We start from the raw sequence: 26,624 nt of genomic DNA on the forward strand, positions 1-26,624 counted from the left end.
TGGCTTTTTTATTGCAGCGTTGACGATCAGACGTCGATATTCCCCGCCTGCAGCGCATTGCTCTCAATGAAGTTCCTCCGTGGCTCGACCTCATCACCCATCAGCGTAGTAAAGATCTGGTCCGCCGCAATTGCGTCCTCGATCTGCACCTTCAGCAGGCGGCGCACGGTCGGGTCCATCGTGGTTTCCCACAGTTGTTCCGGATTCATCTCGCCCAGACCCTTATAGCGCTGTTTGGAGACGCCGCGTTCGGCTTCTTCGCGCAGCCAGAGCATCGCTTCGTGGAATTCGCGCACGGCAAATTCCTTCATCTTCTCGCCTTCGCCGCGGCGCATGATGGCGCCTTCGCCCATGAGGCCCTGGAAAGTGGCAGCGGCGTTTGCCAGCACGGCGTAGTCGTTGCTGAGGACGAAGTCGGCGTCGATCGAGGTGACGTAGACGTTACCGTGGCGCATGCGCTCGATGCGCAGGGAATGCTTCTCCGACAGTTCGTCCGAACGCACGACAACGTGAACGGCCGGGTCGTTGATCGCCGCTTCCAGCGCCTTGGCCGATGCCTCTGCATTTTCCAGCGAAGTCAGGTCCAGCGTCACGCCGCTCATGATCGCGGTCAGGGCGGCGCGGTCGATCACGCGGGTCAAACGCATCATGATGGCGTTCGCCAGGTTGTACTGGCGTACCAGCTCGGATAGGGCCTCGCCGGTGATCGGCTCGGCGCCTTCGCGCGGGATCAGCGACGCCGTATTCAGCGCCACCGTCATCATGTAGCTCGCTTCCTCGACGTCGTCCTTCAGGTAGCGCTCGTCACGGCCGGATTTGACCTTGTACAGCGGCGGCTGGGCAATGTAGATGTGGCCGCGCTCGACCAGCTGCGGCATCTGGCGGTAGAACAGCGTCAGCAGCAGGGTGCGGATGTGGGCGCCGTCGACGTCCGCATCGGTCATGATGATGATGCGGTGGTAGCGCAGCTTGTCCACATTGAACTCGTCCGGGCCGATCGAGGTGCCGAGCGTCGCGATCAGGGTCGTGATCTGTTCCGACGACAGCATCTTCTCGAAGCGCGCCTTTTCCACGTTCAGCACCTTGCCGCGCAGCGGCAAAATCGCCTGGAATTTACGGTCGCGGCCCTGTTTTGCGGAGCCGCCTGCCGAGTCACCCTCGACGATGTACAGTTCGGCCAGGGCCGGGTCGCGTTCCTGGCAGTCGGCCAGTTTCGAGGACAGGCCCAGGCCATCCATCACGCCTTTGCGGCGGGTCAGGTCGCGTGCCTTGCGGGCTGCTTCGCGCGCGCGGGCGGCTTCCACGATCTTGCCGCAGATGATTTTCGCGTCGTTCGGCTTTTCGTTCAGGAAGTCGGTCAGCGTCTTGGCGACGATTTCCTCGACCGGGCCGCGCACTTCCGAGGACACCAGTTTATCCTTGGTCTGCGACGAGAATTTCGGCTCCGGCACTTTCACCGACAGCACGCAGGTGAGACCTTCGCGCATGTCGTCGCCCGAGATTTCGACCTTCGCCTTTTTGGCGAAATCGTTCTCGTCGATGTACTTGTTGATCACGCGCGTCATCGCCGCACGCAGGCCGGTCAGGTGGGTGCCGCCGTCGCGCTGCGGGATGTTGTTGGTGAAGCAGAGCACCTGCTCGTTGTAGGCGTCGTTCCACTGCATCGAGACGTCGACCGAGATATTCGTGCCTTGCTCGGACACGCGGTCGCCAGTGGCCTGGAACACGGTCGGGTGCAGGACAGTCTTTGCCTTGTTGATGTACTCGACGAAGCCGCGGGTGCCGCCCTCGAAGGCGAAGACCTCTTCCTTGCCGGTGCGGTGGTCGCTCAGCTTGATGTTGACGCCGTTGTTCAGGAACGAGAGTTCGCGAATACGCTTCGACAGGATCTCGTAGTGGAATTCGACGGTGGTGAAAATTTCCTCGTCGGCCCAGAAGTGCACTTCGGTGCCGCGTTTATCCGTTTCGCCGATCACTTTCATCGGCGAGACCTCGAAGCCGTCGACGATTTCGATCTGGCGGTCCAGCGGGACGCCGCGGGCGAATTCCATTTGATGGACTTTGCCTTTCTGGCGCACGGTCACGCGCAGCAGCTTCGAGAGCGCGTTCACGCAAGAGACGCCGACGCCGTGCAGGCCGCCCGACACCTTATAGGAGTTCTGGTTGAACTTGCCGCCGGCGTGCAGTTCGGTCAGGGCGATCTCGGTCGCCGAGCGCTTCGGCTCGTGCTTGTCGTCCATCTTGACGCCGGTCGGGATGCCGCGGCCGTTGTCGGTGATCGAAATGGAATTGTCGGCGTGGATCGTGACGTGGATCTCGGAGCAGTAGCCGGCCAGCGCTTCGTCGATCGAGTTGTCCAGCACCTCGAACACGAGGTGGTGCAGGCCGGTGCCGTCCGAGGTGTCGCCAATGTACATGCCCGGGCGCTTGCGCACGGCTTCCAGGCCTTCCAGAATTTGAATCGAGGAGGCGCCGTATTCATCCGAACTTTTCGGCGCTTCGGGCATTTGGTTGGTGTTCTCGGACATGGACTGCTTTCTCAAAAAACTGTGTATTCAAACTGCTCAGTTCGGGGCTGCCACCTGATTAAACAAGAGGCAGCCCCCGATACGCGCTACTTAAATGCGCATCGGCATGACGACATATTTAAAGTCGCCATTGTCGGGAATCGAGATCAGGGCCGACGAGTTCGAATCGCCCAGGGCGATGTTCACCTGGTCGCACTTCAGGTTGTTCAGCACGTCGAGCAGGTAGGTGACGTTGAAGCCGATATCGATCTGGTCGCCGCCGTAGTCGATCTCGAGTTCTTCGACCGCTTCTTCCTGGTCGGCGTTGGTCGAGCTGATCTTCATGCTGCCCGGGGTGATGATGCAGCGCACGCCCTTGAACTTATCGCTGGTCATGATCGCGGCGCGCTGCAGCGAGCGCAGCAGTTCATCGCGGCTGATCGTGAAGTCGTTCTTGTAACCCTTCGGGATCACGCGGGTGTAGTCAGGGAATTTGCCTTCGACCAGCTTCGACACCAGTTCGATGTCGGCGAAGGTCAGCTTGACCTGCGAGCCGGCGATGTCGAGCTGGACGGTTTCGTCGCTTTCTTCCAGCAGGCGCTGCAGTTCGATGATGGTCTTGCGCGGGATGATGACTTCCTGGCGCGCGAATTCCTGCTCGGCTTCCACTTGGCAGAAGGCGAGGCGGTGGCCGTCGGTCGCAACTGCGATCACCTTGTTACCGTCCAGCACCAGCAGCAGGCCGTTCAGGTAATAGCGGATGTCTTGCTGGGCCATCGCGAAGTGCACCATATTAAACAGGTGCTTCAGCGTCTTTTGCGGCAGGGTGACGGTGGCGTTGTAGGTATCCGCGACCGAGACGGTCGGAAATTCCTCGGCGGCCAGGGTCTGCAGCGCGAAGCGCGACTTGCCGCTCTGGACGGCCAGGCGCTTGTTTTGCAGCGTCATCGTGACGTCGCCCGATTCCGGCAGTGCGCGCAAAATGTCCAATAATTTGCGCGCGGCGACCGTGGTGCCGGTAATGTCGTCGCCGCTGCCGATATTGGCATGCGTCGTGATCTGCACTTCGGTGTCGGTCGACAGGAAGGAGACGCTTTCGCCGTCCTTGCGGATGAGGATATTGGCCAGAATCGGCATGGTGTGCCGACGCTCGACAATACCGCTCACGATCTGCAGTGGCCGGAGAAGCGTGTCTCGGGTGGTTTTGACCAATTGCATATTTGTCCTCAGAAGGTTTATTTACTGAAATATTACTAACTGCTATTTTGCCTATTGCCGGAGGCAAACGCTACCCCCGGCTTTGACGGTTCCGGTCAGCCCTTCAGGGTCTGTTCCAGCACGTGCAATTCGTGATTGCACTCGGCATTTTTCTGGCGGTCGGCGGCGATCTTGCGCACTGCGTGCAGCACGGTCGTGTGGTCGCGGCCGCCGAACAGTTCTCCGATTTCCGGCAGACTCTTCTGCGTCAGCTCTTTCGCCAGATACATGGCGATCTGGCGCGGACGGGCGATGTTCGCCGGGCGCCGCTTCGAGTACATGTCGGCAACTTTGATGTTGAAGAAGTCGGCGACCGTCTTCTGGATGTTTTCCACGGAGATCTGGCGGTTCTGTACCGACAGCAGGTCCTTCAGGGCTTCCTTCACGATGTCGATCGTGATGTCCTTGCCGTGGAAACGCGAGTACGCGAGGATCTTGCGCAGCGCGCCTTCCAGCTCGCGTACGTTCGAGCGCAAATGCTTCGCGACGAAGAACGCCACGTCATCCGACAAGACCACACCTTCCGATTGCGCCTTCTTCAAGAGAATCGCGACGCGCATTTCCAGTTCCGGCGGTTCGATCGCGACCGTCAGGCCGGAGTCGAAGCGCGAGATCAGGCGGTCGTCCATGCCGGTGATCTCTTTCGGATAGGTGTCCGAGGTAATGATGATCTGCTTTTTCGCCGCGATCAGCGCTTCGAACGCATAGAAGAACTCTTCCTGTGTACGGCTCTTACCGCCAAAGAACTGAATATCGTCGATCAGCAGCATATCGAGCGAGTGGTAATAGTGCTTGAAGTCGTCGAAGCCTTTACGTTGATAGGCGGTGACGACGTCGCGCACGTACTGCTCGGCGTGGATGTAGCGGATGCGGGCGCCCGGGTTGTCGACCATGACCTGGTTGCCGATCGCATGGATCAAGTGAGTCTTACCGAGGCCGACGCCGCCGTAGAAGAACAGCGGGTTGTACGAGACGCCCGGGTTATTTGCCACTTGAATGGCGGCGGCGCGCGCCAGCTGGTTGGCCTTACCGGTAACAAAACTGTCGAAAGTCAGGTCCGGGTTGATGCGGCTCTGCTCGCGCTTGGGCGAGTTGGCGATGTTCAGGTTCGGCTGCGGTTCCACGGACGGGCTCGACGGGCGCAGCTGGCCTTCGTTCGATGGCGCCGGGGCAGGGCGCACGGCGTCCGGCTTCTTCGCGGCGTTCAGGCGCGGGTCGAGCACGAATTGCACTTCGACCGGGGCTTCCCAGTATTGGCAGGCGAGCGCGGTGATGCGGTTGGCGAACTGCGTCTTCACCCAGTCGAGCTTGAATCGGTTCGGCGCTGCAATGCGCAGCTTGCCGTCCTCGTAGTCGAGGGCGACGAGCGGTTTGATCCACGCGCTGTATTGTTGCGGCGTCAGCTCGAGCTCCAGTTGCGCGGAGGCGGTCTGCCAGAAGTTTTCCATGTGTGCGGCTTATTGATACGTAACACGCTATTTTACCTGTTTACTGGCTAGTTATCCACAGGTTGATCGGAGGTTTTGCGGAATCCTTGGGGATAAAAACGAAGTTATCCATACCACAAGAGCAACCGGAAACAACAGCCGCCTTGACAGTCGGGTCGAAAATCGAGTCTAATTCAGGGTTCCCTGTCCGCCCACCTGTCAGCCGAGCAATGTTGGTTGAGAAAATGCGGACTTAGCTGTGGCGTGACGCTGGCTTAACACACTGCGAACTGTCATTGGCGCCGATTCCTGACGAGAAGACGTCAGACCCGATTTTGCATCCTATTTTGCTTTAAGCGAGACCACCATGAAACGTACTTACCAACCTTCCGTCGTTCGTCGCAAGCGCACGCACGGCTTCCGCGCACGTATGGCTACCCGTGGTGGCCGTCAAGTCCTGAACGCACGCCGCGCCAAGGGCCGCAAGCGTCTGGCTGTCTAAGCCAGCTCGCCTGATCCCCTGCGATCGGCCATGACAGGCGAAGGTTCGCACGACTTCGCGCGCGCTCGGCGCATTTTAAAAACGGATGAGTTTTCATCCGTTTTTCGTTTGCGGCCAACGCAAAAATCCGCGCATTTCGTGTTGTACACGCGACCCAGCCCGCTGCCCCATGCGCGGCTGGGCATCGTCGCGGCCAAGCGCTTCGCGCCGCGCGCCGTCACCCGCAATACCATCAAGCGCGTCACGCGCGAACTGTTCCGCACCAACGAACTTCAGTCCGTCGACTGCATCGTTCGCCTGGCGCGTCCGGTGAATACCAAGGACGGCCCGGCCACCAACAGCGCCTTGAAGCGCCTGCTGCATGCTGAACTGTCGCGCCTGTTGGCCAGTCAACGTCCACGCCGCCCCGCGGCAGGGTCGGCAACGTCAGCGCCGACGCCATGAAGACCCTGCTCATCTGGATCGTGCGAGTCTATAAACTCGTGCTGTCGCCGATGCTCGGGCAGAATTGCCGCTTTTATCCGTCCTGTTCCAGTTATGCCATCGAGGCGCTCCAGACCCATGGTGCGCTGCGCGGCAGCTGGCTGGCCGCGCGCCGCCTCGGCCGCTGCCATCCCTGGAACCCGGGCGGTGTCGATCCGGTGCCCCCAAGCGGGCACAAGAATTCCCACTCAGCCGCTTGCGGTTGCAACCACTCCTGATCAATACCTCAATGGAAATCAATAAACGTACCATTCTGTGGATTGTCTTCGCCGTCTCGCTTGTCGTCCTGTGGAACAACTGGATGGTGTCGAACGGTAAGCAGTCGATGTTCTCGCCCGCACCGCCGGCCAAGGTCGCTCAGGCACCCGCCAATACCGCCACCAACACCACGACCGGTGTCCCGGCCGCGGGCGCCCAGCCGGGCACCGTGCCGGGCACGCCTGGCCAGCCGGCCGCGCCTGCACCCGTGCGCGCCGAACGCATCACCGTCACCACCGACGTCGTGAAAGCCGAGATCGACACCCTGGGTGGCGTGATCCGCCGCCTCGAGCTGCTGAAATACCCTGACAGCCTGGATAAAACCAAGAACCAGGTCCTGTTCAACGTCGAGGGCAACAACATTTATCTGGGCCAGACCGGCCTGATCGGCTCGACCGCCGCCGGCGTCCTGCCGAACCACAACACGCCATTCGTGGCGCGTCCCGGCCTGCGCACCCTGGATGGCGGCAACGTCGTGCAGGTCGTGCTCGACGCCGAGCAGGGTGGTGTGAAGCTGACCAAGACGCTGACCTTCAAACGCGGCGACTACGTGATCGACGTGCGTCACGACGTGACGAACCTGACCGCGGCGCCGGTCTCGCCTTCGCTCTACCTGCAACTGCAGCACGACGGCAACAAGCCGCCGGGCGGTTCGTGGTTCATGCCGACCTTCGGCAGCCACCCGACCCTGTGGACCCCGGACGAGAAGTACAAGAAGGTCGAGTTCGAGAAGATCGAAAAGGGCACGGCCGAGCACGCAACCAAGGCCAACAACGGCTGGGTGGCGATGGCGCAGCACTTCTTCGTGTCGGCCTTCATTCCGACCGAAAACGCACCGCGCGACATCTTCACCAAGAAGCTGGCGACCAACCTGTACGCGATCGGCACCGTCCAGCCGCTGGGCGCCGTCGCGCCGGGCGCGACCGTCTCGAACACGGCGCGCCTGTACTCGGGCCCGCAGGACGAGAAGAAGCTGGAAGCGATCGCCCCTGGCCTGGAACTGGTCAAGGATTACGGCATGTTCGCGATCATTTCCAAGCCGCTGTTCTGGGTCATGGACCAGATTCACACGCTGCTGGGCAACTGGGGCTGGACCATCATCGCCTTCACCATCCTGATCAAGCTGGCCTTCTTCCCGCTGTCGGCCGCCGGCTACCGCAGCATGGCGAAGATGCGCGTGGTGACGCCGAAGATGCAGGCGATCCGCGAGCGCTTCAAGAACGACCCGATGAAGATGCAGCAGGCCACCATGGAGCTGTACAAGGCCGAGAAGATCAACCCGCTGGGCGGCTGCCTGCCGATCCTGGTGCAGATGCCGGTGTTCCTGGCCCTGTACTATGTGCTGCAGGCCTCGGTCGAGATGCGCGGCGCGCCGTGGGTGGGCTGGATCACCGACCTGACCCAGCCTGACCCGTTCTTCATCCTGCCGGTGCTGTACGCGATCTCGATGTTCGTCACGCAGAAGCTGAGCCCGCAGCCGGCCGACCCGATGCAGGCGAAGATGATGCTGTTCATGCCGCTGGCCTTCTCGGTCATGTTCGTGTTCTTCCCGTCGGGTCTGGTCCTGTACTGGGTGGTGAACAACCTGGTGTCGATTGCGCAGCAGTATGTGATCACCAAGAAGTACGGTACGGCGACGAAGTAAGCTGTTCCGTAGCTGACAAAAGCCCGTGCATGTCACGGGCTTTTTTATTTGTTAACCGATGCGTAACGTAGGGTGGGCATGCCCACGCGTTGACGTGTTCGTCAAACATCGTATCGTTGCTGCACACTACCTGTATCAAAGGTCGGGCGCTGGACCGTAGCAGCGCTATCACATCTCATCTGGTGAACCGCGTGGGCATGCCCACCCTACGGCGCGCAACTGCTAACGATTATTCACTGAAGCAGCTGCCTCGCATAAATCATCTACAATGCGCCCCATGAAGCTAGATACCTCTCCCATCGCGGCGATCGCCACCGCCCCCGGCCGCGGCGGCATCGGCGTGGTCCGCGCCTCCGGTAAATCGCTCGGTCCCCTGATCGAGTCGCTGTTCCCCGACACCAAACTGGCGCCGCGCCACGCGACCTATATTCCGTTCAAGTCCGGCGACGGCAGCGTCATCGACCAGGGCCTGGCCCTGTACTTCAAGGCACCGCATTCCTACACCGGCGAAGACGTGCTCGAGCTGCAGGGCCACGGCGGTCCGGTCGTGCTGCAGATGCTGTTATCCCGCGTGCTGGAAGCGGGCCGTGAACACGGCCTGCGCCTGGCCGAGCCGGGCGAATTCACGCGCCGCGCCTACCTGAACGACAAGCTCGACCTGGCCCAGGCCGAGGCCGTGGCCGACCTGATCGACGCCTCTACCGAGGCGGCGGCGAAATCGGCATCCCAGTCGCTGTCGGGCGCCTTTTCGCAAGTCGTGCACCGCCTGGTCGAGCAGACCATCAACCTGCGCATGCTGGTCGAGGCGACCCTGGACTTCCCGGAAGAGGAAATCGATTTCCTCGAAAAATCGAACGCGCGTGGGCAACTGGCCGGCATCATCGAGTCGCTGGAGCACGTGTTCCGCCAGGCGGCGCAGGGCGCGCTGTTGCGCGAAGGATTGAATGTGGTGCTGGTCGGCCAGCCGAACGTGGGTAAATCCTCGCTGCTGAACGCGCTGGCCGGTGCCGAGGTCGCGATCGTCACCCCGATCGCCGGCACTACGCGCGACAAGGTCAGCGAGACGATCCAGATCGAGGGCATCCCGCTGAACATCATCGACACCGCCGGCATTCGCGCGATCGACGAGGGCATCGACGTGGTCGAGCGCATCGGCATCGAGCGCACCTGGGGAGAGGTCGGCAAGGCCGACGTGATCCTGCATCTGCTGGACGCCAACCTCGGTCCGAGCGCGGCCGACGAAACCATCGTCGCCGCCTTCCCGGCCGGGGTGCCGGTGGTGCGCGTCTGGAACAAGATCGATTTGTCGGGCCACCGTGCAGTGGTCGAAACCGCGCCGGACGCGACCCACATCTATTTGTCGGCCAACGAAAAGACCGGCATCGACCTGCTGCGCGCGGAGTTGCTGCGCATCGCCGGCTGGCAGCAGACCGGCGAATCGCTGTATCTCGCGCGCGAACGCCACCTGATCGCCTTGCGTGGCGCACGCCAGCACCTGGATGTGGCGGCCCAGCATGCGGCGCAGGACGACCAGTCGCTCGATTTATTTGCCGAGGAGCTGCGCCTGGCGCAGGATCAGCTGTCCAGCATTACCGGCGAGTTCACGCCGGACGATTTGTTGGGCGTGATCTTCAGCCGCTTCTGCATCGGCAAATAAGCGTTGAATGTAGCGTGGAGTCGGGAGCGGTACGCCGCCCGCTCCACCCTACATAAACACCGGTTCAGCCAGCCCATGCTACCCTTGAGCCCGAACCCAAGGAGCCGGCATGACCCAACACGCACCCCTGCGCGCGCGACGCGCTTTCCTCATCGCTTCGACCCTGGTCGCGACCGCCACCCTGAGCTCCTGCGCCAGCCTCCTCGGCCCGCGCGAAGTCGACATTCCACTGCATAAGCTGCAGGCCAGCCTCGACCGCCGCTTCCCGATGGATAACCGCCTGCTGGAACTGTTCGACCTGCGCCTGTCGCGTCCGCAGCTGGCGGTGCTGCCAAACGACCGGGTGGCCTTGACGGTCGACGCCAGCGTGGCCCAGTCCTTCCTGCGCAATCCTCTGGCCGGCTCGCTGGCCTTCTCGGGCCGGCTGGTTGTAGACCAGGCGCGCAGCGGCGTCTTCCTGGCCGAGCCGCGCCTGGAGCGTTTTGCCATCAGCGGCATCGACGAGTCGGTCAGCCGCCAATTGTCGCGTGCGGCGAACGTCGTGCTGGAGAGGGCGATCCTCGATATTCCGGTCTACAGTTTCCGCATGGACGAGTTGCGCTATGCCGGCGTCCAGTACACGCCGACCCGGATCGCCACCACGTCGAACGGCCTGCGCGTCTCCTTGGAACCGCTACAGCAACGCTGAACGGCACGCCCGCGCTGTTACAAAATCTCGCAAGAAAACGTCCGCGCACGATTGGCGCGCAGCCGGAATGCATTATCAATACTGCTATGATTTCCGCAGCTGACATCGCTTTTTACGGCTGCACAGCAGCAGCCAAGCGATCTGTTGCAGGCTTGCCGCAAGCGTTAAATCGTCCGTAAAACGACGTTGCGGCTGCGCCGTGTTAAGCGCACACTGATCTGCGTAACGGCTGTGGCAGCGCTGCCGCATCGGAATAGCCCATTGCGATTGCTCATGCCCGGGATGTTCCACTACAGTAATCTTGCTTGACGATTTACATGCTGCCGTAGGGGGGGACCTTGGAAACGATACAAGACAGTATGATGAATGAAGGCGGCGCATCCGATTCGTTGCCCGCCGCCGCAGTGCAAGCCAGGCCATCGCGCGTGAGCCTGCCGCCGAAGGGTTCATGCTGGTACTGCGACAAGCCGGTCGACAGCGTGCGCCGTTTTTGCGGCAAGGACTGCACCGACGCGTTCGACGAAGAAGCCGAATACACGCGCTGAGCGCGCGCTTTTCTCGTATTCTCCGCTAGCCGCCGGCAGCTCCGTCCTGCCGGTCGAGCAGCGCCAGAGCGCGTTCATAATCGAACTCCACCACCGCCGCGCTCAGTTCCTCGACTCCCCGCTGTCCCAAATGCGCCGCCAGCTCGCTGTGCGCCGCGGCTACCAGCTCGACCGCCGCACCGTCGCCGATGTCGAGCATGGCGCGCAGGCGGGCCAGGCTGCCGCTGCTCGCGGGCTGCGTGGCCGGCGGCGTTTCCGTTTCCGGCAGCACCATGCCATCGAGTTCGCGCAGGACCTCGGTCAGCGCGGCGTCCAGCCGGGCCAGCAGCGCGTCGATGCCGCCGGCGCCATCGCGCAGCGCCGTTTCCAGCGCCAGTGCCGCCGTGTGCAGGGCAGGGGCTTCGATCATCCCGGCCGCGCCCTTGAGCGTATGCGCGAGGCGCCGCGCCTGGAGTGCGTTGCCGGCATCGAGCGCCGCGCGGATGGCGAGCACGGTCTTGCGGTAGTCGTGGCGAAAGCGCGCGAGCGCGCGCAGGTAGATTGCGCGGTTGCCCATCAGGCGTTCGACGCCGGCCTCGATGTCGAGGACCGGCGCCGCGTGCGTCGGATCAGTAGAAGATGACAGCGGGCCGGGTGCGTGGGGCGTCATCCGTCAGCGGGTGGTGAACGACCAGGCGCGGGTGACGGCGCTGTTGCCGACGGTGCCGTTGAAGCTGACGTCATACACGGTGTTCGCCGCCAGCGCGGCCAGCGGAACGATGGCCGCCGACGAGGTGCCGGTATGGGTGTCGTTCGCATTCGTCAGCAGGCGCACGGCCAGGTCGCTGCCGCCGCGCGGACGTACCGTAAAACTGTTCACGCGGATCGTCAGGTCGATGTTCGCGTGCACGCTGATCGGGTAGCCGACTTCGTTACGGTCCGGCACCGGATCGGGCGACTCGGTATCGCTGAAGAAGTTGCGTGGAACGGCCGTCTGGCCATTGAAGGGCCAGACCGCGACCTGGCCGCTGGCCAGGCCTGCGCCATAGCCATTGTTCGCCGTGAAGTTGGCCGTGAAGTAGTTATAACCCTGCGCGGTCGTGGCTGCGCCGGTGCCGATTTCCTTGAATACCGGCTCGAAGATGACGAAGCGGTGGTACACCGCCGTGATCAGTTCCTCGGCCATGTACTGGCCCGAGCCGTTGCTGGTGGCCGAGATGACTTCACCGTAGGCGCGCGAGGCGCGGGTATTGAACACATAGCCGGCGGCGGCGAGGCGGGCGGCCACATCCACGCCCGTGAAGCCTTGCTTGCCCGACTCTTCGTCGTGGGTGATGGTGTTGTTGAGGCGTTGGTAATCCGAGTGATTCTGGGCGGCGCGGTCGATGAAGCTGTTCTGGGTAAGCGTCGTCATGCCGACCTGGCTGCGGCGGTAATTGATCCATTCGCGGCCGTCGAGGGCAATATTGCCGGTGGCGAGCGGCGCGCCTGCGCCGCCGATGGGGGACGTATTCGGGACGCTGGGCGGCGGCGTGAGCGGATTCGGATTGGTCGTCGGCGAGGTCGGGTTGGCTGGGGTGCTCGGCGTGTCCGCGACGGGTGCGGGCGTCGAGCTTTCTCCTCCGCCACCACCGCCGCACGCGCTCAGTGCCGCCGCAGCGATGCAGCCGGCTAGTATCGCCTTCGCGCGAAGGAATTCGCTCATCCGTATACTCCTGATTCTAATCAACGCCGAAAACGCACATTCTAGGCCAAATCGAATATGTACGACGGCTGGCTCCGTGCGCGACCGGGCTCCTGCGCACTGTAGAATAGGGCCATCATCCTTTTGCCCGGACCCGAATTGAATCCATCCCGCCCCGCGCGTCTGGCGCGCGCCAAGTTCGCCTTGCCGAGTTTTGTCACCCTGCTGTCGATCGCCTGCGGTTTCGGCAGCATCGTCATCTCGGTCGACAATGCCCAGGTCGGCGCGCCGGGTGACTTCCGCCTGGCGGCCATCCTGCTGGTGCTGGCCGGCGTGTTCGACGCCCTCGACGGCTTCGTTGCCCGCGCCACCAACACCCAGTCCGACTTCGGCGTGCAGCTCGATTCCATCGCCGACGTCATGAATTTCGGCTGTGCTCCCGGTTTGCTGCTGTACTGCTACGGCTTTGCCCAGATGAGCGCCGCGCATCCGACCATCGTGCGCATGGGCGGCCTCGCCTGTTTCATCTTCGTTGCCTGCGGCGCCCTGCGCCTGGCCCGTTTCAACATCTCGGTCGGACGCACCGACCCGCGCTACTTCGTCGGCATGCCGATCACGGCCGGTGCCGCCTGCGTGGCCTCGGTGGTGGTCGCCTGGCCCGATCCGGTAGTCAACAATACCCAGGCGTTCGCGGTGATGGCGCTGATGGTGGCGGTCGGCACCCTGATGGTCTCGACCGTACGCTTTCCTAGCAGCAAGCAACGCCTGAGCAAAGGCATCATAGGCGTGATTCTCGTTGCCGTTCTGCTCCTCGTCATACTGCAGACGCGCTTCTTCGTGCTGTTCTTCCTGTTATACATCTGCGCAACGCTGCTGCTGAACATTGCCTGGCGCAGCGGCTGGCGCGGCGTGGCGCCGCCGGTCGTGTACGCCGACGAGGAAGAGGTCTAAGCGAATTTATCGAGCAGCGCGGCAAGGCGCGCTGCGACGGCGCGTGCGTCGTCGAGATCGGCGGCGCCTTCGCTGTGGGTCACGACTGTCGCTGTAAGCAATTGCACAAACGAGCGGTCGAGCGCCTTGCGCGCCGCCGCCATCTGTTGCGCCACCGCCTCGCAATCGGCCGGCTCGGCCGCGAGGGCGATCAGTTTCTGTACCCCGCGCAACTGACCCTCGATCCGGGCCAGGCGGTTCAACAAATCCTTCTTTTGCTGCGCCGTCAGCGCGCTGCCCTCGACGATTTTCAGTGGCTCGGCCATGGCGTCAGGCGACCTCGTGCCCGCGCGCCGCGCGCAGGATCGCGAACCAGTCGCTGCGCTCGAGCGTGAAGCCGGTGGCGCTGACGGCCGCGGCGATCGAGGCGATCTTGCCGCTGCCGGTGAGCGGCATCGGCCGGCTCGGCAGCGCCATGATCCAGGCGAACACGATGCTCGCGAAGGACTGGTTCAAGCGGTCTGCCACGTCCTGGATCACGGCACGCAAGTTGGCACCGTGCGCATCCTGCGTGCTGAACAGGCGCCCGCCGCCCAGCGGCGACCAGATCATCGGCGCGATACCCAGGTCTTGCAGGCCGTCGAAGGTCTCGTCGAACATCGGCGCCGTGAACAGGGGAGAGAATTCGACCTGGTTCGTTGCCAGCGGCACGCGCCGGTTGAGCGACTCGAACTGGTGGCGCGTGAAATTCGACACCCCGACGTGGCGCACCTTGCCCGCCTTTTGCAGGCGCGTAAAGGCTTCGGCGACCTCGTCGAAATTCATCAAGGGGTCAGGGCGGTGGATCAGCAGCAGGTCGAGGTAATCCGTGTTCAGCTGGCGCAGCGATGCCTCGCAGGAGGCGACGATGTGCTCCAGGCTGGTGTCGTAATGCTGGATCGTGTGCGCCGGGCGCGCCGGGGACACGAGTTTGATGCCGCACTTGCTGACGAGCTCCATGCGCCCGCGCAGGGAGGGCTGCGCACGCAGCGCCTCGCCGAACAGGCCTTCGACGCCGTAGTTGCCGTAGATGTCGGCGTGATCGAAACTGGTCACGCCCAGCGCCAAGCACTCCTCGATGAAGGCGATCCTCTGCTGCACCGACATGTCCCACTCGCCCATTCTCCACATGCCGGCGATCACGCGCGACAGTTCGAGGCCGTCGGGGCGGGTCAAAGTGCGGGGGCAAAGGGCAGAGGTCATATGCGGCTTTCTTGCTTGAAAAAGTAAGAAAGCATTATAGCGGCGACAGCGTCAATCCAGATTGCACCAATATGGTGCAAAAACAAAAATGCCCGCGAGGCGCAAACCTAGCGGGCATCGTTTGAAGCGATGACGCTTACTTGATCATCAAACGGATCGAATCCCAAGCGCGGCCGAAGATGGACGCTTCCTGTACTTCTTCCAGCGCCACAACCGGCAGCACCAGCAGCGGCTTGTTGTCGACCATCATTTTGAGAGTACCGACGCGGCCATTGCGCGGCAGCGGGGCGACCAGCGGGTCCTTGCGTTCCAGCACTGGTTTCAATTTACCGGCGACGCCCTTCGGTACCGTCACCAGCACGTCATTGGTGAAGCCGATCTTGACGGTGCCTTGCGAACCTTTCCACACTTCCGGCGTGGCGATTGCCTGGCCCTTCGAGTACAGCTTGACCGTATCGAAGTTCTGGAAGCCCCAGTTCAGCAGCTTCTGGCTTTCCTGGGTACGCACGCCATCCGAGCTGGCGCCGGACACGACCGAAATCAGGCGGCGCTCGCCGCTGTTGCCGTTCGGGCGGCGGGCCGAGGCGATCATGCTGTAGCCCGAGGATTCGGTGTGGCCGGTCTTCATGCCGTCGACCGTCGGATCCAGCCACAGCAGGCGATTGCGGTTCTGCTGGGTGATCTTGTTATAGGTGAACTGCTTGATCGAGTCGATTTTATAAAACTCGGGGAAGTCGCGGATCACGTTGGTGGCGAGCGTCGCGAGGTCTTGCGCGGTCGAGTAGTTGTCCGGGCTCGGCAGGCCGTGCGGGTTGGCGAACTTGGTGTTCTTCATGCCCATGCGCTGGGCTTCGCGGTTCATCAGGACGGCGAAGGTGCCTTCGTCGCCGGCGACGGCTTCGGCCAGGGCGACGGCAGCGTCGTTACCCGACTGGATCATCAGGCCGTGCAGCAGGTCGCTCACGCTGACCGGGGTGGCCGGGTCGATGAACATCTTCGAGCTGCTCGAATCGACTTTCCAGGCGCGGGTCGAGACGTTGACCATCGTGTTCAGGGACAGTTTCTTGTCGCGGATCGCCTGGAAGGTGACATAGGCGGTCATGACCTTGGTGAGCGAAGCCGGCTCGATACGCAGGTTCGGATCCTGGGCCGCAATGACCTGGCCGCTGGTGGCGTCGAGCAGCAGCCACGATTTCGCCGCGATCGATGGGGCAGGCACGGTTTGCGCGCTGGCCGACATCATCAGCAGGCTGGCGGCCACGGCCGCAATCAGTTTTTTCATGGGAGCTAAAGTGAGTCAGTAGGGGTGGTGCGGATGCCGCCGGAGCAAATGAGTGTCAAAAGACTATTGCCCAACGGCATGGATTCAAAGAAGTGGTCAATTATAGGCCAGTGACGGGCTCAATTGTCACGGCGCCACATTTGTACGACAAGATTTTTGATCGGATTGAGGCGTTTGTGGAAGAAGTGGTCCGCGCCTGGTATCACAATGACAGGAATCTCTTGCGGCCGCGCCCAGTCGAGCACCATCTGCAGGGTGATCGTGTCGTCCAGCTCGCCGTGGATCAGGATGGTGTCTTCCGGTACATGCGGCAGCGGCCACTTGCCGGCCGCGGTACCGACCAGCACCATGCGCTCGATCGCGTCAGGACGGCCTTCGTTTTCCAGGCGCGCACGCAACTGGGCCTGGACAAAGGTGCCGAAGGAGAAGCCGGACAGCGCCACCGGCAGGCCCGGATACTGTTCCTGCATGTATTCCATCATGAAGGCCATGTCGTCGACCTCGCCGTGGCCGCGGTCATGTTCGCCTTCCGATTGGCCGACGCCGCGGAAGTTGAAGCGCGCCGTGGCGTAGCCCAGGGTGACGAAGGTGCGCGCCAGCGTCTGCGCCACCTTGTTTTCCATCGTGCCGCCATACAGTGGGTGCGGGTGGGCGACCAGGGCGATGCCGCGCGGCGCGGCTTCCGGCAGGTCGAGCATGCATTCCATCTTGCCGGCCGGGCCGTCCAACATAAAACGTTTCGAAAACTTGTTCATCGTGCGGATTGCTTATCAGATTTTCAGGCGTTCGACGACCTGGCCCTTGAGGATATGGGAGTCGATGATGTCGTCGATGTCGCTGGTGTCGACATAGGTGTACCAGGTGCCTTGCGGGTAGACGACGAGCACCGGGCCCTCTTCGCAGCGTTCCATGCAGCCGGCCTTGTTGATGCGCACCTTGCCCGGCTCGTTCAGGCCAAGCTGCTTGATGCGCTTTTTCGCGTGCTTCTGCGCGATTTCGGCGCCGGCCTTGCCGCAGCTCTGGCGGCAATTCTCGCCATCGCGCTCGTTCATGCAAAAGAACACGTGGTGTTCGTAAAATGGTTTGTTGTCGCTCATGTCGCTCTCGGTCTAGACGTGGCCAGCCGTCATCTTAACCGCGATTGAGTTTATGGGACGGCAGCAGGAGGAACCACAGGGCGAAAAACGGCCAGAGCAGGGACAGGAACTGGGCCGCGCCGTTAAAGTTCAGGAATTTACCCTGCACCCAACCCTGCAGCGTCAGCGTGAAATAGGGATTCGCCGGAATCGTGTTCACCACGATCAGGCTCAGCACCAGCGTCACCACGGCAAGGCGGCGCTGCGCCAGTTGCGGCGCAAAGGCGAGACCGGCCAGCATGATCAGGCCGATCAGGAAGCCGCCCTCGGCCCCGGGCGTCACCCAGACGTAGGCGTTATCCGGACGGAACAGCAGCGAGCTGGCCAGCGTCTTCATGAGCAGCGCGGCGCCCAGCATCAGGAGCATCAGGGTATAGCGCGGGGCGCCCCGGCGCAGCAGGCACAGCAGGGTCAAGGCGGCGCCGGTCATGCCGCAGGCGGTGATGATCGTCTCCGACAGCCAGTACTGCTCGACGCTCATCGCCGGCCCCGGACGCAGCATGGCGATCAGGTCGATGTCCTCTTCGAACCAGTCGGATAGCCAGCCCGAGATGATGGGCAGCACCTGACCGTGGCCAAATAAAAAACTTTGCGGATAGATCTGGGCCAGCGGCCACAGCGCCAGCAGCACCAGGCCCTGGCTCGCATGCGGCGCGAACCAGCGCTTACGGAGGCGGTACAGCCGCCCCTGGTCGAGCAGGCCGCGCGCCAGCAGCGGACCGATGCAGGCCCCGATGAAGGCGCCGGCGGAATTGGTCAGCAAGTCGAGATTCGAGGGCACGCGGCTGGGCAGGAAATTCTGCACCGCCTCCATCGTGCCGGAGACCAGGAAGCCGAGAGTGGCCGCCAGCAAAGTTGCCCAGACGCCGCGGATCAGCGGATACATGGCCAGTACCAGCAGGATGCCGAGCGGGACGTAGCCGACGACGTTCACCATCACGTCGAAGCCGGTCCAGTAGCGCTGCTTGACCAGGTTCATGAACGAGAGCAGCGGCAAGCCATTGCTGCGCCAGCCCGTGAAAGGGAACCAGCTGGCGTAGACGATCAGGAACAGATAGGCCAGCAGCGAGGCACGCGCGATGGGCGAACCACGGCGCGGCGCTTCAAGACTGTCCGCAGCGCCGTGGCCGTTCCTCTGTGCTTCCGGTGCGGTCATCGCGGTCGGTTGTCGAAGCCGGCAAGCCAGGCGAGGATGTCGGCCGCGGCGCCATCGGTGCTGGCAGCCAGGGCGTGGGCGCCGCCGGCGGCATCCGCGCTCGGGGCGGGCGTTGCGCGCATCACCGTTTTCTGGTCGTACAGCGCGTGGCCATTGAACAGCGAGGCGCGCAGGATCAGGCGCCCTTCGCTGGCCGTGGTGCTGGCGAAGGCGTGCGAGAACTCGTCGACCTCGAGGCGCAAGATCGGGATATTGGTGCTCGAATCGGTTGCCGACAGCACTTTCACGCCGGCCTGGGCCAGGCGCGACTTGATGCGCTGCGTGACCAGCAGCAGGGGATTGGCGCTCCAGCGGCTGTTGGCATAGGTGCGCGCCTGCAGCGGATCGTTGTAGTTCAGGCGGTAGACCATGCGCTCGTTCTCGAAGGTCGGCGAGCCGGTCGCGTCCATCACGATGATGGCGGGCAGTGGAGCCCGGACCACTTGCGCGCCTGGCGCGCCGAGCGGCCCGAAATCGAATTGGGTGTTGCCACCCGTGTTCTTGTTCGACGCGCAGCCGGTAAGCAGCAGGGCAAGGACGGCGGCGCCAACGAGGCGATGCAGGTTCGTATTCAAGATGATCCTCATTTGGTCGGGGCGACGAAGCCCGGTTCGCCGGGGCCGGGCTGGATGTTCGGATTGCCGAACAGGATGCTCTGCGGGCGGTCCGAGAGCGAATCGGCAGTACGGCGCACCGAACGCAGCGCCGTGCGCGCTTCGTCCGTCATGCGGGTCAGGTGCGGCAGGGTTTCCGCTTCCAGGTCGCTGGTCACGCCTTGCAGCGAGCCGATCGCACCGTTCAGGCGGTTGATCGGGCCGTCCGGCGCCTGCAGGCTCGTGGCCAGCTGGTCGTAGTTGTTCACTGCTTTGGTGGCGCTGCCGGCAAAGTTGTCGAAGGAAGTCAGGCTGCGGTCGAGCTTTTCCACCAGGGCCGGCATCCGGGCTATGGTCGGATCCAGTTTTTCCGGGATCTTGCCATAGGCTTCGGCCGCCTTGCTGATGTTGTCGAAGGCGCCGATGATGGTCTTCTGATTCTCGTCGCTCATCAGGTTATTGATGCGCGCCGTGATCTGCTCGGTGCGGTCGAGGATGGCGATGCCGCGCTTTTCCAATTGGTCGAGCAGGCCCGGCCGCAGTGGAATGCGGCCCACGTGGTCCGGATCGGTTTTCAGGAGGGGCGAACCGGTGCGGTCGTCGTCGAGTTGAATGAACGCGATGCCGGTCACGCCCTGGTAGCCGAGCGAAGCGAAAGTGGTGGTGGTGATCGGCGAGCCTTCTTCCACCGACAATTTAATCAGGATCTGGCCGGTCACCTTCGGATCGAACACGATCTCGTCCACGCGCCCCACTTCCAGGCCGCGGTAACGCACGGTCGCCTGCGGATTCAGGCCGGGAATCGACTGGGTGGTGACGATTTCATAGGGCGACAATTCCGTCTTGTCGCGGTTCAGCCAGAGGCCCACCAGCACCGTGGCCACCAGCAGGGCGATCGTGAAGACGCCCGTCATCAATGCATACGATCGGTTTTCCATGTCACTCCTTTGGTTCTTCCGCGGCTTCTTCGCGTTCATCCAGCACTTCGAGTGCCCGCTGGCCGCGTCCGCCGAGGAAGAAATGTTTGATGAACGGATGGTCGACCCGCACCACGTCGCGCGACGGTCCCACCGCCAGCACGTGCTTTTCGGCCAGGACCGCGATGCGCGAAGACAGCGCAAACAGCGTGTCGAGGTCGTGGGTGACCATCACCACAGTCAGTTTCAGTTCCCGGTGCAGGGCCTGGATCAGCGTGACGAAGGCGTCGGACGCATCGGGGTCGAGGCCCGCGGTCGGCTCGTCCAGGAACAGCAATCTCGGTTCCAGCGCCAGCGCGCGTGCCAGGGCCGCGCGCTTGGTCATCCCGCCCGACAGATCGGCCGGCATTTTATTCGCGTGTTCCGCGCCCAGGCCCACCATATCCATTTTCAGCAGCACGGCGTCGCGGATCACGTCTTCGGGCAGGGCGCGCAGCTCGCGCATCGGCTGGGCGATGTTGTCGAACACGGTCAATGCCGAATACAGCGCGCCCTGCTGGAACAGCATGCCCCAGTGGTTGCGCATGCGCTGCAGCTGCTCGGGCCCGGCCTCGCTGATGTCTTCGTCGAATACGCGCACGCAACCCTTCGAAGGCCGCTCCAGGCCCAGCATCTGGCGCAGCAGCACGGTTTTACCCGTACCGGAACCACCGACGATCGACAGGATTTCGCCTGCATAGATTTTCAGGTTCAGGTCCTGGTGCACGACCGTCTTGCCGAACTTGGTCCACAGGTTGCGGATGTCGACCACGGGCGGGCCAACGTCCTCCTCCGGCTTGCGGTTGAGCTGCTGAGGTGGCCGATCCTGCGGGCGCTTGATCTCGTCGGCCATCAGAACCCCACGCCGCTGAAGATGATCGCGAACACGGCGTCGGCCAGGATCACGACCGTGATGGCGGTGACGACCGAAGTCGTCGTGCCGCGGCCCAGGCTTTCCGTATTCGGCTTGATGCGCAGGCCGAAGTGGCAGGACACCAGCGCGATCAGCATGCCGAAGGTCATGCCTTTTAATAAGCCGATGATGTAGTTAATCAGCGGCACCGCGTCCGGCAGCTTTTGCATGAAGTAGCGGAAGGACAGGCCGAGTTCGATCTTGGCCGAGGCCATGCCGCCGATCAGGGCCATCGCATCGGTCCAGACCACGAGTAAGGGCATCGAGATGGCGAGGGCCACCACTTTCGGCATGATCAGGCGGTAGCCGTGCGAGATGCCCATCACCAGCATGGCGTCGAGTTCTTCCGTCACCTTCATGACGCCCAGCTGAGCCGTGATCGAGGAACCGGAACGGCCCGCGACCAGGATCGCCGCCAGCAGCGGCCCCAGTTCGCGCACGATACTCATGCCGAGGATGTTGACCAGGTAGATGTCGCCACCGAACTGGCTCAATTGCTGGGCCGACAGATAAGACAGCACGACGCCGATCAGGAAGCCGACCAGGGCCGTGATGCCGAGCGCCTGGAAGCCGGAGTGATAGATGTTGGCCGAGATCTCGCGCCATGGACCCGTGGCCGGGCGGCGGATGAAGCGGCCCAGGTCCTGCACGAGGCGGCCGATCAGTTCGACAAAGCCGTGCAGGTGCTCGAAAAAGCTGAGCAGGCCGGCGCCGAGGACGATGATCCAGTTCAGCGGGCTGACCTTGGTGCGCGGCAGGGTGTGGGCACTGGCCTTTTCGATGCGGGCGAAGAGCTCTTCCTGGCGCGGATCGAGTTTTAACTGGGACGGCCGCTTCTTGCCCCAGGCATTCCAGAACAGCTGGGCGCCGATGTGGTCGATGCTGCTCACCTCGGTCAGATCCCAGGCCAGCCCGGACTTCTTCTTCAAGTCGAGGAAGCTGCGGTTGATGCGCTTGAGCAAGCCCTTCTGGCTGAGCGCATGCACCTGCCACACCCCCCGTGCCATGACAGATTGCGCCGCGCCGCCGGCGGAATGTTCAATGGATAATGTTGGCGTATTTTCAATCTGCATTATTGCAGTGTAAAAGGATTTCGCCGTCTCTGCCATTTGGCGGGGTCTAGCGTGCTCAGGCAGCGAGGTGACGAACCTGCCTTGCCGGCGCCACCGTCGCTGTATTGGCTGCCTTTTTCGCTGCGCCGTCGACATTGCCCGCGTAATCGCTCGCCACCAGGGCCAGTGCTTCATCGCGCGCCATGCCGGTCACCTGCAGCCATTCGGCGACGAGCTTGGCCAGCCGGTCGAGGGCGATGCGGTGGGTGGCGTCGGTTTTCGTATAGATCCAGTCCGAGAAAGCCATGAAGTTCTCGAAAGGACGCACGCCGAGCAGCACCCGGGTCGTGTTTGCAAAGCGCCCGGAATTGGCCACCAGGTCCCAGTAGCGCGCGAAGCGCACCAGGCGCTGCATGGTCGGGAAATCGATCAGGCTGGTGGCGAGCACGGTATAGGGCGGATACGGGTCGTACACCATCTTGTACGGCTCGGTATGCCGGATGATGGGCGTGCCGCGCAGCCGTTTTAATATGCCGAACTGGATCTCGTGCGCGCCCAGGCCGACCAGCTGGTCGAAGCCGCGTGCGAAGCTGGCGATGTCCTCACCCGGCAGGCCGGCGATCAGGTCGACGTGCAGGTGGGCCTGCGAGTGCTCGCACAGCCAGCGGATGTTGTCCGCCGCCTTCGCATTGTCCTGGCGCCGGCTGACCAAAGCCTGCACTTCGGGATTGAAACTCTGGATGCCGATCTCGAACTGCAGGGCGCCGGCCGGGAAGCGCGCGATCATCTCCTTCAAGGCTTCCGGCAGGTGGTCGGGTACCAGCTCGAAGTGGGCATACACCGGGTCCTCTGGCGCCGCGTCGATCTTGTCGAGGAAGAACTGCATGATCTTCATGCTGGTCTTCACGTTCAAGTTAAAAGTGCGGTCGACGAATTTGAACAGGCGCGCACCGCGGCTGTATAAATCTTCCATCTGCGCCAGGAAGGCGTCCAGCGGGAACGGCCAGGCGGTTTTATCGAGCGAGGACAGGCAGAACTCGCACTTGAAGGGACAGCCGCGCGAGGCCTCCACATATAAGGTGCGGTGCGCGATGTCCTCGTCACTATATAAAGAGTAGGGCAGGGCGATCTCGGCCATGGGCGGCTGGACCCCGGCATGCACCTTCATCAGGGGCTGGGGGCCGTCGAGGATCTGCGCGCACAGCTGCGGGAAGGTGATATCTCCCCAGCCGGTGACGACGTAGTCGGCTAGCTTGACGATCTGCTGCTCGTTGGTCTCGAAGGACACTTCCGGCCCGCCCAGCACGATCGTCACCTCGGGTGCCACGCGTTTGAGCATGGCGACGACGCGCGTCGTCTCTTCCACGTTCCAGATATACACGCCGAAGCCGATGATGCGCGGGTGCCCGGCCAGCAGGCGTTCGACCACTTCGGTCGTCTTGGCGCCGATGACGAATTCCTGGGTCCGCGTCTGCGGGCCGAGCGCCCCCATGTTCGCCAGCAGGTAGCGCAGGCCCAGGGATGCGTGGGCGTAGCGGGCGTTCAGGGTGGACAGCAGGATGGTCATGGCGGGAAGCGTTTCGGGCAAAGGGGCCATTTTACGCGCTGGCGCCGCAATCCGTGCTGGCGTTCCGGGAACTTGCCTGTTAGAATGCACGCCGGAATTCAGGGAGTTGTTGCCCCGTTGTGGAACAGCGTCCCAGCAAGTTATGCCTGATGACCATAGCAAGTCGGTCCCACCCCTTCCCATCCCGAACAGGACCGTGAAACGACTTTGCGCCGATGATAGTGCTGCAACCAGTGTGAAAGTAGGTTATCGTCAGGCTAGTTATATAGAGAAGCCCACCAGTGTGATGCTGGTGGGCTTTTTCTTTTTCCCGTAGCTTTGTTGCGACCCATCAATTCCGATAGGCTTGCAACGCATGTGCTGTCGCTACACTGTATTCCCCAGGGTCAAGCCCAGTGCTAGGCCCGCCAATACAGTCCGCCTTTTCATCTCGCCACGCGGCCCTGTCCGCAGAAAGCGTCCACATGAAACGTCAGCACGTGCAATCGACCTATCTTTCCATCGCCGCCGCGCTCCTCCTTGCCCTGGCCGGGTGCAGTAGCGACGACGGCAAACCTGCCGATACCTCCACGACGCCACCGCCACCCGTCGCCACCGCTTCCCGTATCAGCGTCGACGTCGGCCGCACCGGCTATGGCGTGCCGCACGTGAAGGGCAAGGATTTTCGCAGCCTCGGCTACGGCCTGGCCTATGCCTATGCCCAGGATAATGTCTGCATGTTCGCCGACACCGTGCTGACGGTGCGTGGCGAACGCTCGCAATTCTTCGGTGGCGAGGCGCGCGCGCCGCGTCGTTCCGAGACCGGCGACGAATACGGCACCGCCAGCGGTTTCATGGACCTCAAGAACGAGGACAGCGACTTTTTCTTTAAGGGCTATCTCGACATCGAGCAACTGCGCGCCAGCTATGCCGCCGGCACGCCCGAGCCGCGCGAACTGGTCGAGGGCTATGTCGAAGGCTATAACCGCTACGTCAAAGCCTTCGCCGGGCAGTATCCGGCCGCCTGCAAGGATGCCAAGTGGGTACGTGCCATCACGGTCGACGACATGTACCTCATCATGGCCGAGAAGGCCTTGCATGCCACGGGTCAGGTGTTCGCCAAGGAATTCGTTGCTGCCGGGCGGAGTCCGGGAGCCGGACTGGCGCAGGCCAAGATCCGAAAATTCGATCCGGGCTTCCTGCTGGCGCGCCTCGATAAACTGAATCGGCAAGGTTTCGGCAGCAATGCACTGGCCGTCGGCAAGGACTTATCGGCGAATGGGCGCGGCCTCCTGCTCGGCAATCCGCATTATCCCTGGACCTCGGCCGACCGCTTCTATCAGGCCCACCTGACCGTGCCCGACAAATACGACGCGATGGGCGTGATCATTGGCGGCATTCCCGCCATCGTGATCGGTTTTAATCGTGACGTCGCCTGGAGCCACACGGTCACGACCGCCATCCACTTCACCACCTTCCGGCTGGCGCTGGATCCGAACGATACCGGCGGCACCACGTATTTATATGACGGCGCGCCCGTCAAGATGACGTCGAAGACAGTGTCGGTCGACCTGTTGCAGGCGGACGGTACGCTGGCGAAGCGGAGTAAAACCTTCTGGTTCAGCCAGCAAGGCGCGGTGATCGTCAAGCCGGAGGCCGGCATGAGCTGGACGGCGAGTGCCGCCTACGTATTGGCCGACCCGAACCGCAACAACACCCGCATGCTCGAGCAGTGGCTCGGGATCGGCCGGGCGAACAATGTGCAGGCGATCAAGGCCTCGCTCGACAAGACGATCGGCCTGCCCTGGGTGAATACGGTGGCGGCCGACCGCGACGGCAACGTGCTGTTCGCCGACGCCAGCGTGGTGCCGCACATGGGTGCCCAAAAATTCGGCAACGGCTGCCTGTTGCTGCAGGCGGCGCTGCTGTTCGATGGCTCGCGTAGCAGCTGCGGCTGGGGGAGCGATCCGAATGCGCCGGCCGGCATCTACTCTCCGGTGAATGGCCCATGGACGCTCCGCACCGATTACGTCGGCAATTCGAACGACAGTTTTTGGTTGAATAATCCGAAAGCCCTGCTGCCAGGTCCGGCGCCTTTCGGATTTTCTCCGCTGTACGGCCGCGTCGGCGTCGAGCAGAGCCTGCGCACGCGGGTCGGGTTCAAGCAGGTCGAGGAACTGGTGCAAACGAAAAAGCTGGGGCTGACCGACTTGCAGGCCCTGGCCTTCGCCAACCGCCTGCATGCGGCCGAGCTCGTGCTGCCGGAATTGCTGCCGGCCTGCACGGCCAGCGGCGATGCCGTCCTGCTGCAGGCCTGCACCGCGCTGTCCGCCTGGGACCGCCGCGTGAATGTCGACAGCCGTGGCGCTGTGCTGTTCCGCGAGTTCTGGAATAGTGCCGCTGCGATCCCGAACAAGTGGGCGGTGCCCTTCAACCCGGCCGATCCGGTGAATACGCCGAACGGGGTGGCGCCGGCGGCCGTGCCGGCCGTGCTGGCTGCCCTGAAGGCTGCCGCCCTCAAGCTGCAGTCACTTGGCATCCCATTTAATGGCAAGCTCGGCGACTACCAGACCGAAACCCGCAACGGCGTGCGCATTCCCTTGCACGGCGGCATCGGCAACATCGACGGTTCCTATAACTCGCTGACCATGCGCGGCGGGCTGACGGCTACCGGCTATAACGGTGTGCACTGGGGCGAGAGCTACATCCAGACGGTGAGCTTCGACGACCAGGGCCCGGTTGCGCAGGCCATGCTGACCTATGGCCAGTCGATCGATCCCACATCTCCTCATTATGCGGACCAGTTGAACGTGTACTCGCGCAAGGAGTGGCCGGTGCTGCCGTTCAGCCAGGAGAAGATCAAGGCCGATCCGAACTACCAGCCGACCACGCTGACGGAGTGATCCACACCCGGCCGCGAAAAGCCCTTGCGGACCGTGGCCGGGGTTCGCTATAATGCGCCTCCTGCTGAAAACGACAACGAAATCAAGTAGTTGTGTTGACAACAGGAGCCGCAGAGTTCTGCGGTGTAGCAAAAAAGAGATTGACGAGAATCACGAAACGCTGCATAATCTCATTCCTCTGCTGCTGACGAACAAAACGATTCGCAGAACGCAGCAAGGCAGTACCGAATAAGTTCTTTAACAA

Annotated in this window: 24 protein-coding genes and 1 rRNA gene; 9 read left to right on the plus strand and 16 right to left on the minus strand. The window is 62.7% G+C overall.

What is annotated here, in order from left to right:
- Nucleotides 1-26 precede the first annotated feature (26 nt).
- The 3 genes from gyrB to dnaA all read right to left on the minus strand — a co-directional run bounded on the left by gyrB (nucleotide 27) and on the right by dnaA (nucleotide 5,212).
- Nucleotides 27-2,528 (minus strand): DNA topoisomerase (ATP-hydrolyzing) subunit B, encoded by a 2,502-nt coding sequence (gene gyrB / locus C2862_RS12985; RefSeq protein WP_136220546.1) that lies wholly within the window; start codon nucleotides 2,526-2,528, stop codon nucleotides 27-29.
- A 90-nt stretch (nucleotides 2,529-2,618) separates the two neighbouring features.
- Nucleotides 2,619-3,725, minus strand: a complete 1,107-nt coding sequence (gene dnaN, locus C2862_RS12990; protein WP_136220547.1) for a DNA polymerase III subunit beta — start codon at nucleotides 3,723-3,725, stop codon at nucleotides 2,619-2,621.
- A gap of 95 nt (nucleotides 3,726-3,820) precedes the next feature.
- Nucleotides 3,821-5,212 carry a chromosomal replication initiator protein DnaA gene (gene dnaA, locus C2862_RS12995; protein ID WP_136220548.1) on the minus strand — a complete coding sequence of 464 codons (1,392 nt, stop codon included), beginning with the start codon at nucleotides 5,210-5,212 and terminating at the stop codon, nucleotides 3,821-3,823.
- 346 nt (nucleotides 5,213-5,558) lie between these two features.
- Here dnaA and rpmH point away from each other — a divergent pair, with 346 nt between their 5' ends.
- The 6 genes from rpmH (at nucleotide 5,559) to C2862_RS13025 (ending at nucleotide 10,424) form a co-directional block, all read left to right on the plus strand.
- On the plus strand, nucleotides 5,559-5,693 hold the full coding sequence (gene rpmH / locus C2862_RS13000; protein ID WP_040378179.1) for a 50S ribosomal protein L34: 135 nt from the start codon (nucleotides 5,559-5,561) through the stop codon (nucleotides 5,691-5,693).
- Between the two features lie 30 nt (nucleotides 5,694-5,723).
- Entirely contained in the window at nucleotides 5,724-6,137 is a 414-nt protein-coding gene (gene rnpA, locus C2862_RS13005; RefSeq protein WP_136220549.1) for a ribonuclease P protein component, read from the plus strand.
- Nucleotides 6,134-6,394, plus strand: coding sequence for a membrane protein insertion efficiency factor YidD (gene yidD / locus C2862_RS13010; RefSeq protein ID WP_136220550.1), 261 nt, complete (start codon nucleotides 6,134-6,136; stop codon nucleotides 6,392-6,394). The genes rnpA and yidD overlap by 4 nt, the downstream gene beginning before the upstream one ends.
- Before the next feature lie 11 nt (nucleotides 6,395-6,405).
- Nucleotides 6,406-8,079: a membrane protein insertase YidC gene (gene yidC / locus C2862_RS13015; RefSeq protein ID WP_136220551.1), complete on the plus strand. Its 1,674-nt coding sequence runs from the start codon at nucleotides 6,406-6,408 to the stop codon at nucleotides 8,077-8,079.
- Nucleotides 8,080-8,356: 277 nt separating this feature from the next.
- Nucleotides 8,357-9,736 (plus strand): tRNA uridine-5-carboxymethylaminomethyl(34) synthesis GTPase MnmE, encoded by a 1,380-nt coding sequence (mnmE, locus tag C2862_RS13020; protein WP_136220552.1) that lies wholly within the window; start codon nucleotides 8,357-8,359, stop codon nucleotides 9,734-9,736.
- 109 nt (nucleotides 9,737-9,845) lie between these two features.
- Nucleotides 9,846-10,424, plus strand: a complete 579-nt coding sequence (locus C2862_RS13025; protein ID WP_136220553.1) for a DUF1439 domain-containing protein — start codon at nucleotides 9,846-9,848, stop codon at nucleotides 10,422-10,424.
- A gap of 570 nt (nucleotides 10,425-10,994) precedes the next feature.
- Here the strand turns inward: C2862_RS13025 and C2862_RS13035 are convergent.
- Both C2862_RS13035 and C2862_RS13040 read right to left on the minus strand, forming a co-directional pair.
- Complete coding sequence (locus tag C2862_RS13035; protein WP_229467411.1) at nucleotides 10,995-11,618, minus strand: Hpt domain-containing protein; 624 nt, start codon at nucleotides 11,616-11,618, stop codon at nucleotides 10,995-10,997.
- Between the two features lie 3 nt (nucleotides 11,619-11,621).
- Entirely contained in the window at nucleotides 11,622-12,653 is a 1,032-nt protein-coding gene (locus C2862_RS13040) for a CAP domain-containing protein (protein ID WP_136220554.1), read from the minus strand.
- Between the two features lie 138 nt (nucleotides 12,654-12,791).
- On the opposite strand from C2862_RS13040, the gene pssA reads away from it, so the two are divergent.
- Nucleotides 12,792-13,583, plus strand: a complete 792-nt coding sequence (gene pssA, locus C2862_RS13045; protein ID WP_136220555.1) for a CDP-diacylglycerol--serine O-phosphatidyltransferase — start codon at nucleotides 12,792-12,794, stop codon at nucleotides 13,581-13,583.
- Here pssA and C2862_RS13050 read toward each other — a convergent pair.
- The 11 genes from C2862_RS13050 to C2862_RS13100 all read right to left on the minus strand — a co-directional run bounded on the left by C2862_RS13050 (nucleotide 13,580) and on the right by C2862_RS13100 (nucleotide 23,498).
- A complete protein-coding gene (locus C2862_RS13050; RefSeq protein ID WP_136220556.1) occupies nucleotides 13,580-13,888 on the minus strand; it encodes a metal-sensitive transcriptional regulator in 309 nt (102 codons plus the stop codon). The genes pssA and C2862_RS13050 overlap by 4 nt on opposite strands.
- 4 nt (nucleotides 13,889-13,892) lie before the next feature.
- Complete coding sequence (locus tag C2862_RS13055) at nucleotides 13,893-14,804, minus strand: aldo/keto reductase family oxidoreductase (RefSeq protein ID WP_229467412.1); 912 nt, start codon at nucleotides 14,802-14,804, stop codon at nucleotides 13,893-13,895.
- Nucleotides 14,805-14,940: 136 nt separating this feature from the next.
- Nucleotides 14,941-16,086: a D-alanyl-D-alanine carboxypeptidase family protein gene (locus C2862_RS13060; RefSeq protein ID WP_136220557.1), complete on the minus strand. Its 1,146-nt coding sequence runs from the start codon at nucleotides 16,084-16,086 to the stop codon at nucleotides 14,941-14,943.
- A gap of 119 nt (nucleotides 16,087-16,205) precedes the next feature.
- Nucleotides 16,206-16,841, minus strand: a complete 636-nt coding sequence (locus tag C2862_RS13065; RefSeq protein ID WP_136220558.1) for an alpha/beta hydrolase — start codon at nucleotides 16,839-16,841, stop codon at nucleotides 16,206-16,208.
- Nucleotides 16,842-16,856: 15 nt separating this feature from the next.
- Nucleotides 16,857-17,183: a ferredoxin gene (locus C2862_RS13070; protein WP_136220559.1), complete on the minus strand. Its 327-nt coding sequence runs from the start codon at nucleotides 17,181-17,183 to the stop codon at nucleotides 16,857-16,859.
- 34 nt (nucleotides 17,184-17,217) lie between these two features.
- A complete protein-coding gene (locus C2862_RS13075) occupies nucleotides 17,218-18,378 on the minus strand; it encodes a VanZ family protein (protein WP_136220560.1) in 1,161 nt (386 codons plus the stop codon).
- Nucleotides 18,375-18,992 carry an ABC-type transport auxiliary lipoprotein family protein gene (locus tag C2862_RS13080; protein ID WP_229467413.1) on the minus strand — a complete coding sequence of 206 codons (618 nt, stop codon included), beginning with the start codon at nucleotides 18,990-18,992 and terminating at the stop codon, nucleotides 18,375-18,377. Before C2862_RS13080 ends, C2862_RS13075 begins: the two co-directional genes overlap by 4 nt.
- A gap of 8 nt (nucleotides 18,993-19,000) precedes the next feature.
- Nucleotides 19,001-19,948, minus strand: a complete 948-nt coding sequence (locus C2862_RS13085) for an MlaD family protein (protein ID WP_136220562.1) — start codon at nucleotides 19,946-19,948, stop codon at nucleotides 19,001-19,003.
- A gap of 1 nt (nucleotide 19,949) precedes the next feature.
- The gene (locus C2862_RS13090) at nucleotides 19,950-20,819 is read right to left on the minus strand and encodes an ABC transporter ATP-binding protein (RefSeq protein ID WP_136220563.1); all 870 of its coding nucleotides are present in this window, start codon (nucleotides 20,817-20,819) and stop codon (nucleotides 19,950-19,952) included.
- Nucleotides 20,819-21,952, minus strand: a complete 1,134-nt coding sequence (locus C2862_RS13095; protein ID WP_136220564.1) for an ABC transporter permease — start codon at nucleotides 21,950-21,952, stop codon at nucleotides 20,819-20,821. The genes C2862_RS13090 and C2862_RS13095 overlap by 1 nt, the downstream gene beginning before the upstream one ends.
- Before the next feature lie 55 nt (nucleotides 21,953-22,007).
- Nucleotides 22,008-23,498 (minus strand): B12-binding domain-containing radical SAM protein, encoded by a 1,491-nt coding sequence (locus C2862_RS13100; RefSeq protein ID WP_136220565.1) that lies wholly within the window; start codon nucleotides 23,496-23,498, stop codon nucleotides 22,008-22,010.
- A gap of 145 nt (nucleotides 23,499-23,643) precedes the next feature.
- Between C2862_RS13100 and rrf the strand changes: the two genes are divergently transcribed.
- A 5S ribosomal RNA gene (gene rrf / locus C2862_RS13105) occupies nucleotides 23,644-23,756 on the plus strand.
- Nucleotides 23,757-23,962: 206 nt separating this feature from the next.
- A complete protein-coding gene (locus C2862_RS13110; RefSeq protein ID WP_136220566.1) occupies nucleotides 23,963-26,380 on the plus strand; it encodes a penicillin acylase family protein in 2,418 nt (805 codons plus the stop codon).
- Nucleotides 26,381-26,624: the final 244 nt, after the last annotated feature.

The organism is Massilia sp. Mn16-1_5 (genome assembly GCF_004798585.1).
Lineage (GTDB): Bacteria > Pseudomonadota > Gammaproteobacteria > Burkholderiales > Burkholderiaceae_D > Telluria.